Source organism: Micromonospora sp. NPDC049366, from assembly GCF_044466625.1.
In the GTDB taxonomy this organism is placed as follows: Bacteria; Actinomycetota; Actinomycetes; order Mycobacteriales; family Micromonosporaceae; genus Micromonospora.
In genome coordinates, this window is sequence record NZ_JBITMV010000003.1 from 23,363 (window position 1) to 35,936 (window position 12,574).

At 74.2% G+C, this 12,574-nt stretch carries 14 protein-coding genes, 1 tRNA gene and 1 pseudogene; 6 read left to right on the plus strand and 10 right to left on the minus strand.

Annotated features, from left to right (window positions below):
• Positions 1 to 27 precede the first annotated feature (27 nt).
• A tRNA-Lys gene (locus ACIBTV_RS06125) sits at positions 28 to 102 on the minus strand.
• 102 nt (positions 103 to 204) lie between these two features.
• On the opposite strand from ACIBTV_RS06125, the gene ACIBTV_RS06130 reads away from it, so the two are divergent.
• Both ACIBTV_RS06130 and ACIBTV_RS06135 read left to right on the plus strand, forming a co-directional pair.
• A complete protein-coding gene (locus ACIBTV_RS06130; RefSeq protein ID WP_396702926.1) occupies positions 205 to 501 on the plus strand; it encodes a hypothetical protein in 297 nt (98 codons plus the stop codon).
• 75 nt (positions 502 to 576) lie between these two features.
• Positions 577 to 1,659 (plus strand): NAD-dependent epimerase/dehydratase family protein, encoded by a 1,083-nt coding sequence (locus ACIBTV_RS06135; protein ID WP_396702927.1) that lies wholly within the window; start codon positions 577 to 579, stop codon positions 1,657 to 1,659.
• 171 nt (positions 1,660 to 1,830) lie between these two features.
• Here the strand turns inward: ACIBTV_RS06135 and ACIBTV_RS06140 are convergent, their stop codons facing one another.
• The 3 genes from ACIBTV_RS06140 to ACIBTV_RS06150 form a co-directional block, all read right to left on the minus strand.
• Entirely contained in the window at positions 1,831 to 3,021 is a 1,191-nt protein-coding gene (locus ACIBTV_RS06140) for a hypothetical protein (RefSeq protein WP_396702928.1), read from the minus strand.
• 143 nt (positions 3,022 to 3,164) lie between these two features.
• Positions 3,165 to 4,358: an enhanced intracellular survival protein Eis gene (gene eis, locus ACIBTV_RS06145; protein WP_396702929.1), complete on the minus strand. Its 1,194-nt coding sequence runs from the start codon at positions 4,356 to 4,358 to the stop codon at positions 3,165 to 3,167.
• Between the two features lie 2 nt (positions 4,359 to 4,360).
• On the minus strand, positions 4,361 to 5,083 hold the full coding sequence (locus ACIBTV_RS06150; protein WP_396702930.1) for a PP2C family protein-serine/threonine phosphatase: 723 nt from the start codon (positions 5,081 to 5,083) through the stop codon (positions 4,361 to 4,363).
• Between the two features lie 78 nt (positions 5,084 to 5,161).
• On the opposite strand from ACIBTV_RS06150, the pseudogene ACIBTV_RS06155 reads away from it, so the two are divergent.
• Together ACIBTV_RS06155 and ACIBTV_RS06160 are read left to right on the plus strand one after the other, a co-directional pair.
• Positions 5,162 to 5,317: pseudogene (locus ACIBTV_RS06155) on the plus strand (ATP-binding protein); the annotation flags it as partial.
• Positions 5,318 to 5,388: 71 nt separating this feature from the next.
• On the plus strand, positions 5,389 to 6,273 hold the full coding sequence (locus ACIBTV_RS06160; RefSeq protein ID WP_396702931.1) for a LuxR C-terminal-related transcriptional regulator: 885 nt from the start codon (positions 5,389 to 5,391) through the stop codon (positions 6,271 to 6,273).
• A 49-nt stretch (positions 6,274 to 6,322) separates the two neighbouring features.
• On the opposite strand, the gene ACIBTV_RS06165 is transcribed toward ACIBTV_RS06160, so the two are convergent.
• Entirely contained in the window at positions 6,323 to 6,883 is a 561-nt protein-coding gene (locus ACIBTV_RS06165) for a helix-turn-helix domain-containing protein (protein WP_396702932.1), read from the minus strand.
• A 95-nt stretch (positions 6,884 to 6,978) separates the two neighbouring features.
• Here ACIBTV_RS06165 and ACIBTV_RS06170 point away from each other — a divergent pair, with 95 nt between their 5' ends.
• Positions 6,979 to 8,301: a benzoate/H(+) symporter BenE family transporter gene (locus tag ACIBTV_RS06170; RefSeq protein ID WP_396702933.1), complete on the plus strand. Its 1,323-nt coding sequence runs from the start codon at positions 6,979 to 6,981 to the stop codon at positions 8,299 to 8,301.
• 568 nt (positions 8,302 to 8,869) lie between these two features.
• On the opposite strand, the gene ACIBTV_RS06175 is transcribed toward ACIBTV_RS06170, so the two are convergent.
• The 4 genes from ACIBTV_RS06175 to ACIBTV_RS06190 all read right to left on the minus strand — a co-directional run bounded on the left by ACIBTV_RS06175 (position 8,870) and on the right by ACIBTV_RS06190 (position 10,796).
• On the minus strand, positions 8,870 to 9,256 hold the full coding sequence (locus ACIBTV_RS06175) for a hypothetical protein (RefSeq protein WP_396702934.1): 387 nt from the start codon (positions 9,254 to 9,256) through the stop codon (positions 8,870 to 8,872).
• 29 nt (positions 9,257 to 9,285) lie between these two features.
• The gene (locus ACIBTV_RS06180; protein ID WP_396702935.1) at positions 9,286 to 9,537 is read right to left on the minus strand and encodes a hypothetical protein; all 252 of its coding nucleotides are present in this window, start codon (positions 9,535 to 9,537) and stop codon (positions 9,286 to 9,288) included.
• A gap of 80 nt (positions 9,538 to 9,617) precedes the next feature.
• Positions 9,618 to 10,079, minus strand: a complete 462-nt coding sequence (mscL, locus tag ACIBTV_RS06185; RefSeq protein WP_396702936.1) for a large conductance mechanosensitive channel protein MscL — start codon at positions 10,077 to 10,079, stop codon at positions 9,618 to 9,620.
• Positions 10,080 to 10,118: 39 nt separating this feature from the next.
• Complete coding sequence (locus ACIBTV_RS06190) at positions 10,119 to 10,796, minus strand: FadR/GntR family transcriptional regulator (RefSeq protein ID WP_396702937.1); 678 nt, start codon at positions 10,794 to 10,796, stop codon at positions 10,119 to 10,121.
• A 50-nt stretch (positions 10,797 to 10,846) separates the two neighbouring features.
• Between ACIBTV_RS06190 and ACIBTV_RS06195 the strand changes: the two genes are divergently transcribed.
• A complete protein-coding gene (locus ACIBTV_RS06195; RefSeq protein ID WP_396702938.1) occupies positions 10,847 to 12,130 on the plus strand; it encodes an MFS transporter in 1,284 nt (427 codons plus the stop codon).
• 10 nt (positions 12,131 to 12,140) lie between these two features.
• On the opposite strand, the gene ACIBTV_RS06200 is transcribed toward ACIBTV_RS06195, so the two are convergent.
• Positions 12,141 to 12,497 (minus strand): STAS domain-containing protein, encoded by a 357-nt coding sequence (locus ACIBTV_RS06200; RefSeq protein WP_091593372.1) that lies wholly within the window; start codon positions 12,495 to 12,497, stop codon positions 12,141 to 12,143.
• Positions 12,498 to 12,574 lie beyond the last annotated feature (77 nt).

Consider the following 12,574-nt stretch of genomic DNA (forward strand, 5'->3'; position numbering starts at 1 on the left):
GCGTTCTCGCAGCTCAAGGGCGGTAAATGGTGGGCCGCCAGGGACTCGAACCCTGAACCTATGGATTAAAAGTCCACAGCTCTGCCATTGAGCTAGCGGCCCGCGCGATCAGGTTACCGGACGAACGTGACCGGCGAGTGGATCAAGCCGGCCGGCGGGGCGCGCATGGGACGGCCGGGACGGGGAACCGGTACCGGCATGCGGATGACCAGCGCCCCCGCGGTGGCGGCCTCCGGCGAGGAGACGGGCCCGGCGGGCGTACGTGAGCCGGCCGGCGAGGTGCACGCCTGGCTGCCGGGGCAGAACCAGACGGTCTGCGGGCTGCCGTTGAGCCGTACCCGGCTGCGCCGGTTTCCGCACGTGCGGTTCGACTACGCGTCGACGGACGTGCTCACCGGGGAGGACCCGGTCGGGCGGATCTGCCCCCGCTGCCTGGCCGCCACGGAGGGTCGGCGGCGGGACGAGAAGCACACCTGGGTGCGCCACGCGCCCCGGCCCTGACCGGGCCACGTCGAGCGGCAGCGCCACCGGCTGGGGCGGGCGGTTGGCGGGCGGCTTTGCGGGTACGAGCCCGGCATGCGGATCGTGGTGGTGGGGGCGAGCGGCAACGCGGGGACCGCCCTGCTGCGCCGGCTGCGCCGGGAGCGGGGCGTGGAGCTCGCCGGGGTGGCGCGGCGGCTGCCCGGCCCGGAGGCGGGTGAGCCGTACGACCAGGTGGAGTGGCACTCCTGCGACGTGGGGCTGCCCGGCGCCGCTGACCAGCTCGCCGAGGTCTTCGCCGGGGCGGACGCGGTGGTGCACCTGGCCTGGCAGATCCAGCCCAGCCATCAGCAGCGGATCCTGCACCGGACCAACGTCGGGGGCAGCCGCGCGGTGATCGACGCGGTGGTCCGGGCGAAGGTCCCGGCCCTGGTGTACGCGTCGTCGGTTGGCACGTACGCGGCGGGCCCGAAGGACCACCCGGTCAGCGAGCGGTGGCCGGTGACGGGGGTGCCCGCGTCGTCGTACAGCCGGGACAAGGCGGCCGTGGAGGAGCTGCTTGACCGGGTGGAGCGGGAGCATCCGGAGCTGCGGGTGGTGCGGATGCGTCCGGGGCTGAACTTCCAGCGGGACGCCGGCACCGAGATCACCCGCTACTTCCTGGGGCCGTTCGCGCCGGTGCGGCTGCTCCGGTACGGCCGGATCCCGCTGGTGCCCACCCACCGCCGGCTGCGGATGCAGGCCGTGCACACCGATGACGTCGCCGAGGCGTACGCCCGGGCGGTCCTGGGTGACGCCCGCGGCGCCTTCAACCTGGCCGCGGACCCGGTGCTGACGCCGGAGCTGGTGGCCCACCACTTCCACGGCTGGACGGTGCCGGTGATCGCCCCGCTGCTGCGCGGCGCGGCGGCGCTGACCTGGCACGCCCGGCTGCAACCGGTCGACGCGGGCTGGGTGGAGCTGGCGCTGGGCGTGCCGCTGATGTCCAGCGAGCGGGCCGAGACGGAGCTGGGTTGGCGGCCGAAGGTGGACGCGGTGGCCGCGTTGCGGGAGCTGTTCGAGGGGATGGCGGGTTACGCGCACACGAGCAGCCCGCCGCTGTCCGGCGCGCCCGACCTGCCCAGCCGCCCCCGCGGCCTCCTGAAAGGCCACCTCACCGGCCACCCCAACCCCTACTGACCCCACCCCCGCCCCGACCCCGGCCCCGGGCCCCCACCCACGCCAGGAAGCGCGTCGATCATGAAGTTATTGCGCCGACACGCCGGGCGGGGAGGCAATAACTTCATGATCAACGGGGCCAAGGCGGCGGGGCGAGCCGGCGGGGCCGAGCCGGCGGGGGCAGGGCGGGGGTCAGCTCAGGTGGGAGCCGGGGGTGGACGGGTTGCGGGCGCCGAGGAAGAAGATGCCGGGGTAGCCGCGGGTCTCGAACTGGCCGCTCGGGTTCCGGCGCAGCGTCGAATCCTCGATCGTCATCGTGCCCGTGCGGTCGTTGCTGACGAAGAAGATCGCGCCGCCGCCCTCGTTGGCCCGGTTGTTCTCGATGACCGTGCCGGCGATCGTCACGGTGAACCGGTTGCCGTCGCAGTAGATCGCCCCGCCGCTGCCGCCGCCGGGCGTGCCGGCCTTCGCCGGGTTGGCGCCGTTCCCGACCGCCGTGTTGCCGGTGAATCGGCTGTTCAGCACCGTCCACGACACGCCGATGCTGCTCAGCGCCCCACCGTTGGCGCAGGTGCCGTTCTCGAAGGTGCTGCTGACGACGTACACCGGCTTGTTCTCGTGCTGGCTGAGCACGCGCAGCGCCGCACCACCCAGGTCCGGCCCGGTACGGTCGCAGCGGTTGCCGACGAACCGCGAGTTGACCACCTTCACCCGGCCGCCGCGGACGAAGATCGCCCCACCGCCGCCGCCCTCGGCCCTGTCGCCGGTCGAGTTGCCGTCCGCGAACGTCAGGTTCTGCACGGTGAGCTGCGGGTGGTCCTGGTTCTGGCAGTGCGAGGTGGTCCAGCCCTGCGCCTCGTCGCACGTGTTCATGTAGAGGATCCGCCGCTGCCCCTGCCCGCTCAGCGTGACCTTGCCGCCGCCGTCCAGCACCACCTTCGGGCCGTTGGCGTTGCGGACCTTCGCGGTGGCGGTCATCTTGATCGTCACCGGGTCGGGTCCACAGTTGAACGTGATGACGCCGCCCGCCGCGACCGCCTTCACGACCGCGGCCGACGTGCAGCTCGCCGGGGTGCCCGTGCCGACGGTCCGGGTGGGCCGGGACGTGTCCACCGCGCGGGCCTCGGCCGGCACCGGCGCGCCGCCGTTCGGGTTGCCGGCCTTGAGGACCGCCGCCGGCTTCCGGGACGGGCTGGGGCTTCCGCCCGGGCTGCCCAGACCGGCCCGGGCCGCCGGGGCGACACCCTGGTCCCCGGTGGGCGGTGCGGTCGCCGAGGGCGCGGCGACCGGCGAGCCGGCGTCGCCGCCGGACGTGCCGCAGGCCGGCAGGGTGGCGGCGACGACGCCGAGGGCGATCAGGACGAGGACGGGCTTGAGGCGCACCCCACGATGCTAGGAGCGGACGGGCCGCCAGGCGTGCCGCGCCGGGCCGGCTTAACCCGTTGCTAAGCCGACCGCGTCCGGATCGATGCCGCAACGGCCGGACGGCTCCCGACGGCAGACGGCGGCGCGGCGGCCGGCGACGATCAGAAGTCGGCGAAGAGGTACGGCACCTGGCGCGGGAAGAGGCGGCGCAGCTCGACGGCGGCGTCGGGCGGCACCTCGCCGAGCCCGCGCAGGTGAACCTCGACCGGGTCGAGCACCCCGTACGCGAGCGCCGACAGCCCGGCGGCGGTGAGCGTGGCGGCCGGCACCGGAGGCACCCCGGAAGTGCTCAGCAGCTCCAGCGAACCGGTGCCGCCGTCGAACACGTGCGACCCGGCCAACCAGCGGTCACCGGTCAGCTCGACCCGCACCCGACCCGGCCCGACCGGCAGACCGGCCAGCGCGTCCAGCGAGAGCAGCCGGGCCATCGGGGCCGAGCCGTCCGGTCGGGCGACCCGCGCCTCGACGTGCACGGCCAGGTCGGTGAGCCACAGCTCCGGCAGCTCGTCGGCGGGGACTTGGACGCTGATCCGGTCCACCTGGTCGACGTGCCGGGCGAAGAACTGCAGCAGCAGCATCCGGGCGTGCGGGTCGGTGGTGAGCAGGTCGTCGGCGACCAGCTTGCCGCCGTGGTCGTCGATCCGGTACGTCACCGCGCCGGTCACCCGGTCATCGGCCCGCGCGGTGAGCAGCCAGCGCTCGTCCCGGTCGCGCAGCCCCACGTCCCGGTAGTCGGGGAAGATCGCGAAGCCGTGCCGCTCCCGCAGCAACCGCTCGGTGAACTCCCGCCAGACCGGATAGCCGGTGCCGATCCGCTCCCAGCCCACCTCGCCGGGCAGGTCGGCGCGGAGCAAGGCGCCGAGGTCGGCCGGGGAGAAGCTGACCGTACGCGGCTTGGGCAGCCCGACGTAGCCGAACTTCGCGTAGAAGCTGGGCCGGAACGGATAGAGCGCGGTCAGCGGGTGACCCTCGTCGCGCATCTCGTCGAGAAGCTGGTGCAGGAGCGTCCGGACGTGCCCCTGACGGCGGGCCAGCGGATGGGTGGCCACCCCGGCGACGCCGGCCATCGGCAGCACCGCCCCGCGCAGGTTCTGTCGCATGGGGATGGCCGTGGCGGCGGCCAGGGCAGCCCCGTCCTCCTCCACGATCAGGGTCCGGTTGCCCTCGTGGTAGGGCAGGTAGCGGGGAAACTCCGCCGTCCGGCTCGGCGAGAGCGGTGACGGCTCGAAGGCGTACCCGGAGAGCGCGAAGCTGGTGCTCAGGCGCTCCTCGCCGCCGACCCGGCGGACGACCATCCTCAGGACACCAGGGTGACGTCGGAAACCACGACGGTCACGTTATCCGGCGCGCCGGCCTGGTGGGCGAGCTTGACCAACTGTTCACCGCAGAGCTGCCGGTCCCCGTACGCGCCGAGGGTCACCGCGATCGCCTCGTCCTCGACGTAGTCGGAGAGGCCGTCGCTGCACAGCAGCAGGCGGTCCCCGGCCAGCACGTTGAGCGTGCCGATCGTCGGCGGGGCGTCCGCGCCCTGCACCGCCCGCGTCACCAGGGACCGCTGCGGGTGGTGCCGCGCCTGCTCGGGGCTGAGCGCCCCCTGGTCGACCAGCGCCTGGACGAACGTGTCGTCCCGGGTGAGCTGGATCAGCTTCGTGTCCCGCAGCAGGTAACAGCGGGAGTCGCCGACCTGCGCGAGGACCAGCGTCTCCCCGGCGAGCAGGGCGGCGGTGAGCGTCGTACCCATGCCCTCGCGGGCCGGATCCACGGTGATCGCCGCGTGGATGCGCTGGTTGGCGGTGCTCACGACCGCGCGCAGCGCGTCCGCCGCGTCGTCCGCGTCGGTCGGCGGGTTCAGCTCGTCCAGGATCCGGATGACGATCTCGCTCGCCACCTCGCCCGCGGGCAGGCCGCCCATGCCGTCGGCGACGGCGACCAGCCGGTCACCAGCGAGGGCGGAGTCCTCGTTGTTGGTCCGGACCAGACCGATGTCGTTGAGGATGGCCGAGCGGAGGATCAGCGTCATGGGGTCAAGCTTGCCAAGAACACCCCACCCGCGTCTCTACGCACTACTGCGTAGGGTTGAGGAATGATGCCGGTGTCCATGGTCGGGCGCGCCGGAGAGCTCGCCGAGCTCGACCGGGCCTGGTCGACCGTGGCGGCCGGAGGGCGGGCCGCACCGACCGTGGCGGTGATCACCGGAGCCGCCGGCGTGGGTAAGAGTCTGCTGGTCGCGGCCGCCCTGGACGCGTTCACCCCGCGACCGGCGGTGATCCTCTCCGGCGCGGCGCGGGTGCACAGCCCGGCCCCGTACGATTGGCTGGCGGCGGGGTGCTCAGCGGCCGCGACACCAGCCGACTGGACCTGCCACCCGACGCGCTGGCGTGGCTCGCCCAGCAGCCCACCGCGCCCCGCGAACGCTACGCGCCGGGCACCCTGCTACGGCTCGCCGTGCGTACCGTCCGGCTGCTCGTCGACTCCGGCCCGGCCGTGCTCGTGGTCGAGGACCTGCACGCGCTCGACCCGGCGAGCCTCAACCTCATCGGCGAGTTGGCCACCGCCGCCGACCTGCCCGCGCTGCTCGTCGTGGCCACCCGGCCCGCCGCGGAGTCGGTGGCGCCGGACCTCGCGGTCCGCGTCCTGTCCCGGCTCTGCGGCGTACGCGGCGCCGTCCGCCAGCACCTCGGGCCACTGCGCCCCGACGACGTGGCCGAGGTCCTGACCCAGGTGTACGCGAACTCCAGCCCCTCCACCCGGCTGGTCACCGCCGTGTGGCGGCGGACCGGCGGCAACCCGTACGCCCTGACTGAGCTGCTCGCCGCCCACTCCGGCCAGCCGCCGGAGGCGCTGCTGCGGCCGGTCCACGTGGCGCCGCTGCCCCGCCCGGGGCTGGCGGGGGTGTCCGGTCCGGGGCTGGCGGGGGTGCCCGGTTCGGGGGCGTCCCGCCCGGCGGCGGTTGGCGCGGCGGCGTCCCGCTCGGCGGCCGCGCGACCGGCCAGCGTGGCGGAGGCCGAGCTGACCGCCCGGGAGGTCGAGATACTCGACTGCCTCGTCGCCGGCATGTCCAACAAGCAGGCCGCCAAGGCTCTCGGCATCTCGGTGCGGACGGTCACCGTGCACGTGTCCAACCTGCTGCGCAAGACCGGTTCGGCGTCGCGGACGGAGGTCGCGCTCTGGGCCGTACGGCACGCGGCCCCCGCGCAGGTCGACGGCTGAAGCCTCCCCGCGGCTGCATGGCTGCTCGGCTTCTCGACTGCCCGGCGGCTCAGCTGCGCGGGTAGCGCAGCAGCAGGCTGGCGCTGACCTCCTCGTCGCCGACCGCCGCGTAGCTGTGCGGCACGTCCGACGTCCACCGGAGGTGACCGCCGGCGGCGGCCGTCAACGGCGCGTCCACCGGACCGGCCCGCAGCACGCCGGCGAAGACCGTCACGTGCTCGGTGACCCCGGGCTGGTGGGCGGGGGAGAGCTGCCCCGGACCGGGGGCGACCCGCATCCGATAGAGCTCGTACGTCGCGTCCGTGTCGGTGAACACTTCTAGCAGCGTGGCGTGGACCGCCGCCCCCTGCACAGCGGGCGCGGCCGCCGGCTCGGCGAGTACGGCGGTCAGCGGCACTCCGAGCTGGGCGGTGACCGCGTACAGCGTCTCCAGGGTCGGGTTGCGGGTGCCGTTCTCCAGGCCGGACAGGGTCGCCTTCCCCACGCCGGCCAGCCGGGCCAGGGCGGAGAGCGAGATCCCCCGCTCCTCCCGCAGGCTGCGGACCCGGCCGCCGATCACCGCGGGGTCGGCGTCCAGGGAACGGCGGCGCTCTGGTGAAGGCGGGGACATGCCCGCTATGGTGCTACAGTCCGCCGTTCCGTAAACGGAACGCTCCCCCGGGGTGCACCGGGATGCGGGCGTGGGCGGGCTGGCGGAGGTGGCATGTGGCGGGGCGGACACAACCGGTGTTGGCGGGCGGGGTGACGGCGGTGGTGGGCTTCGCCAGCTCGTTCACCGTGGTGCTGGCCGGCCTGCGGGCCGTCGGGGCCGACGCGAGGCAGGCGGCGTCGGGGCTGCTGGCGCTCTGTGTGGCGTCCGGGCTGGCGGCCGTCTGGCTGGGTCTGCGCTACCGGATACCGATGAGCATCGCCTGGTCGACCCCGGGCGCGGCGCTGCTCGTGGCGACCGGGCCGGTGCCGGGCGGCTGGCCCGTGGCCGTCGGCGCGTTCATCGTGTCCGGCCTGCTCATCATGGCGTCCGGGCTGGTCCGCCCGTTGGGTCGGGCGGTCGCCGCCATCCCCAAGCCGGTGGCCGGCGCGATGCTCGCCGGGGTGCTGCTGCCGCTGTGCACCGCACCGGTGCGCGCCCTGGTCGAGGTGCCCCGGCTCGCCGGGCCGGTGGTCGTCGCCTGGCTGCTGCTGCACCGGTACGCGCGCCGCTGGGCGGTGCCCGGCGCGCTGGTCGTCGCGGTGGTGGCGATCGCGTCGACCTCCGCGCACGCCGGCCTCGGCGCGATCGGGCTGCGACCCGTCGTCGACCTGACCCCGCCGTCCTGGAACGTGTCTGCGCTGGTGGGGCTCGCCCTGCCGCTCTTCCTGGTCACCATGGCGGCGCAGAACGTACCGGGAATGGCGGTGCTGGTCGGCTACGGCTACCGGCCGCCGTTCACCGCGGCGCTGCGCACCACGGGCCTGCTCAGCGTGCTGACCGCCCCGGCCGGCGGCCACGCCGTGAACCTCGCGGCGATCACCGCCGCCCTCGCCGCCGGCCCCGACGCCCACCCCGACCGGGACCGCCGCTGGATCGCCTCGGTGACCGCCGGAGTCGGGCTGGCCCTGCTCGGGCTCGGCGCGGGAGTCGCCACCGCACTGGTCGCGGTCGCCCCACCGATCCTGATCGAAGCAGTCGCCGGGCTCGCGCTGCTCGGTGCGCTGGCCACCGCCCTGGCCTCGGCGTTGGCCGACCCCGACGGCCGCGAGGCCGCCGTCGTCACCTTCGTGGTCACCGCCTCCGGGGTCACGCTGGTCGGGGTGGGCGGCGCATTCTGGGGCCTGGTCGCCGGCTGCCTGATGCTCCTGCTCTTCCCTCGCCGCCGCCCCACCGAACCCGCCTCCGCCCCCGCCTCCGCCCCCGCCTCCGCTCCCGCCTCCGCGCCGGCCCCCGAGCCCGAGCCCGCCCCCGCGCCTGCCCCCGCCCGCGCGCCCGCCACCGAGCCCATCCCCACGCCCGCGCCCGCCCCCGCGTCTGCTGCGGGCCAGCAGGGTTGATCCACTCCGTTTCCGTGATATCGCGGTGTCCACGGCACCTCATCGCGCGTCACTGTGGTCCGTGGCGGTCTCCGTGGACGCTGTCGACCTGCCCCAGATATGGGGCAGTCCCACTCACGCAGCCTCTGGCGGTTCCTGTTGCGACGGCGCCACCGGTGGAGGCGCAGCAGGGAGTCGGGCGCATCGGGGGTGGCTGAGTCGTTTGCGACATCAGCTCCGAAGGGTGTGAGCGGGAAGTTCGGGCTCTGCCAGCTCGGCCAGCTCGGCGAGGAGGGCCTGCGCCCCAGATTTGGGGCAGCTCGACAGGACGCGGCGGGCACCCGGCGTCTGCCCTGGCTCGGTGCCAGCCCGGCCAGCCCGGCCAGCCCGGCCAGCCCGGCCAGGAGGCCTGCGCCCCAGATTTGGGGCAGCTCGACAGGACGCGGCGGACACCCCGCGTCTGCCGTGGCCCGGCGCCTGCCCGACCGGGGCCCGCCAACCGCGCCAACCCCGCCGGCCTATCGGCCCGCCAACCCTGCTGGCCGCCGGCCAACCCGGCGGCCGGACCAACCAGGTGGCGCGGGAGAGGTCACTCCTCGGGTGGCAGGTCGCTCACCGGGACGTCGAGGCGTACGTGGCCGTCGGTGACGGTGGCGATCCGCTCGGCGGGCACGTAGACGGCCCCGGTGCGGGCCAGTTCGGTGGTGACCTTCAGGTAGCCGCCGTGCAGCAGTCGGGCCGCGAGATCGGCGGGTACGTCGGGCTCCTCGGCGGCGGTCGACTCGATCAGCTCGTCCAGGCTGCTGCCGGGGTCGGCGGTCGGCACCGGTGTCGTCGGCGCCTGCACGGTCACCGCGTTCGGGTCGCCCCGCTGGACGAGATCCACGGTGCCGACCTCGGTGCCGGCGACGTCGACCACCGGCATGCCGGTGGTGACCCGGGAGATGGTCGTCTGCTGGTCGCCCTGCTGCTCCATTCAGGCGCGGTTCCCGGGGCGACGCGCCGCTAAACGCCGTCCCGGGCCCAGCCGCCGGGCGGCCGGGGCGACAGCTCCCGCCAGGTGTCCGTGCCCTCGAGCAGCGCTCGGACCGTCTCCTCGGCCGCGTCCGCACTGTCGTGCTCGTAGAAGCGGGAGATCCCCTCGGCCCCGCCGGCCCGCTGCTCGACGTGCCAGCGGTCGCCGTCCACGCGGAGGAACACGTCCCGCCGCGCCAGCCGCCCCCACTTCCCGTTCCACCAGTGCTTTCGCTGCTCCATGCGCGGACTCTATCGAACACACGTACGAGAATGTGCGGCCCCTGCGGGAATCCGCAGGGGCCGATGTGCGGCTGTCCGGTTCAGCGCTGGGCGGGCGGTTCGCCCCGTCGGCCGAGGACGTCGTCGAGCGCTCCGCGCTGCTGGGCCGGGGTCTGGTGGCCGGCCGCGACCAGGGCGTCCCGGATCTCGGTGAGCAGCTTGACCTCCTCGCTGGGCGCCTTCGGCGGCGGCTCCTCACCGCGCCGCCGACGCTCGGCCAGCTTGTTCATCGGGAACACGACCAGGAAGTAGAGCGCCGCCGCGGTCAGCAGGAACGTGATCAGGGCGTTGAGGAACTCGGCCCACGTGACGAAGTTGCCCTCGCCGATCTTCCACGAGCCCGCGAACTGGTCCTCACCGCCGCCCACGAACTTGATGACCGGCTTCAGGAACGAGTTGGTGAACGCGGTGACCACGCCGGTGAACGCGGCACCGATGACGACACCGACCGCCAGGTCGACGACGTTGCCGCGCATGATGAAGTCTTTGAAGCCCCTGAGCATCCATACTCCCGTGCTGTCCGGATTTCCGTCCGGCACAACCTATGCCCCGGGAGGGGACTCCAGGAAAGCGGCGGCTTCGATGGCGGCCCGCTCGGGATCGCCGGCCCGGATCGCGTCCACCAGTCGGGCGTGGTCGACGTGCCGCTCCGGCGCGTCGCCGATCGCCTGGGCCAGCGTGCTGCGCAGGGCGGCGCCGACCGACGCGTACAGCTCGGCGAGCATCGGGTTGTGCGCGGCGGCCATCACCGCGTCGTGCAGCAGCGCGTCGGCGGCCACGAACTCGTCGACCCGGCCCGCGTCCCAGGCCGCCTCGCGAGCGGCGAGCGCGTCGTCGAGCGCGGCCAGGTCCTCCGGCGTACGCCGTCGCGCGGCGAGCCGGGCGGCCTCCACCTCGAACGCGCGCCGCACCTCGATCACCTCGGCCATCCGGTTGTCGCTGAGCCGGCGGGCCACGACCGGGGCGAGCTCGTCGGTCGACACCACGTACGTCCCGGAGCCCTGGCGGCACTCCAGCACGCCGGCGTGCTGAAGCGCCCGGACCGCCTCGCGGACCGTGTTGCGGCCCACCCCGAGGGCGGCGACGAGTTGTGGCTCGGTCGGGATCCGGCCGCCGACCGGCCACTCACCGGCGAGGATCCGCTCCCTGAGCTGGGTGATCGTCTGCTGGACGCGGCGGCCGCGGGGCGGCACCGACACAGAATCAACCGACGGTGGCACTGGTTACATCACCGGCCCGAAATTCATCCCATGATTGTAGGTTCAGCAGCATGACACCGCCACCGACCGCCGCCACCGTGGAACCGACCCTCGCCTCCGCCGACGGTCCGGCGCCCGTCGCGGGCTCGGCCTCCCGCGCGGTGGGACCGCTGGCCGGTGGCGCGCTGGTGCTGGTCGGGATGCTGCTCGTCGCGCTCAACCTGCGCGTCGCGATCACCAGTCTCGGCGCCCTGCTCGACGACGTCCGGAACGGCCTCGGGCTCTCCGGCACGATGGCCGGCGTCGTGACCACGCTGCCGACGCTGGCGTTCGCCGTCTTCGGGGCGGTCACCCCGCGGCTGGTCCGGCGGCACTCCCCGGCCCGTCTGCTGGTGGTGGCGATGGCCCTGCTCACCGTCGGGCAGCTCATCCGGGTCGCCGTGGACTCCGCGGCCGTCTTCCTGGTCGCCAGCGCCCTGGCCCTGGCCGGCATCGCGGTGGCGAACGTGCTGCTGCCGCTCCTGGTCAAGCAGCACTTCCCGCACCGGGTCGGGTTGATCACCGGCGCGTACTCGATGGCGCTCACCGTCGGCGCCTCGGTGGCCGCCGCGTCGGCGGTGCCGGTCGCCCACCTGCTCGGCTCCTGGCAGGCCGGGCTGGCCGTCTGGGCCGGGCTGGCCGCGGTGGCCGTACTCCCGTGGGTGCCGCTGGCGCTGCGGGCGCGGGCGGAGCGGCGAAGCGCGACCACGACGGCGGCCGGGGCCGAGCGGCCGACCGTCCGACCCGCGCGCACCCGGCTCGGGTGGGCGATGGCGATCTACTTCGGGACCCAGTCGCTCGGCGCGTACGCGATCATGGGCTGGCTGGCCCAACTCTTCCGCGACGCCGGGTTCACGCCGCAGACCGCCGGTCTGCTGCTCGCCGGAGGGACCGCGCTGGGCGTGCCGATCGCGCTGCTGATGCCGACCCTCGCCGGCCGGCTGCGCTCCCTGCGCGGGCTGATGCTGACGCTCTCCGCCTCGCTGGCGCTCGCCTACGTCGGGATGGCGCTCGCGCCGCACGGCGGTGCGCTGCTCTGGGTGCTGCTGCTGGCGATCGGGCAGAGCACGTTCCCGCTGGTCCTGGCGATCATCGGGCTGCGGGCCCGGACCCACGAGGGGACGGTGGCGCTCTCCGCGTTCACGCAGAGCACCGGGTATCTGATCGGTGGGCTCGGCCCGCTGCTGGTCGGGATCCTCTACGAGGCCACCGACGGCTGGACCCTGCCGATCGGCTTCCTGCTGGTCGCGCTCGCGGTGCAGACGGCCATGGGAATGGTGATCGCTCGTCCCCGGCACATCGAGGACGAGGCGTGAGCCGAACGGGTCAGGAAGAGGCCGGTGACGGGTCGCCGGCCACGGCCTCGTCCACCGTCGGGTACGTGTGCAGCACCTCGACCAGGCCACTGACCTCGAGGATGCGCAGCACACCACGCTGCGGTGCGGCCAGCCGGACCACGCCGTCGGCCTCGTCGGTGCTGTTCTTGGCGCGGACGAACACCGACAAGCCGGTGGAGTCGCAGAACGACAGCTCCGCCAGGTCGAACACGAGGCGGCTGCGGCCCTTGTCGAGCAGGTCGGTGATCTGGTCCTGCAGCTGCGGTGCGGTCGCCATGTCCAGCTCGCCCGCGACCGACACGACGACCACGTCGCCGCGTTGTTCCGTGTGCACCGTCAAGGACATTCGCCAGACCTCCTGTTATCGGAGGAACGGTATCCCACGACCGGGGTGGAACGCAGAACGGGAGCCGGTATCCGGTG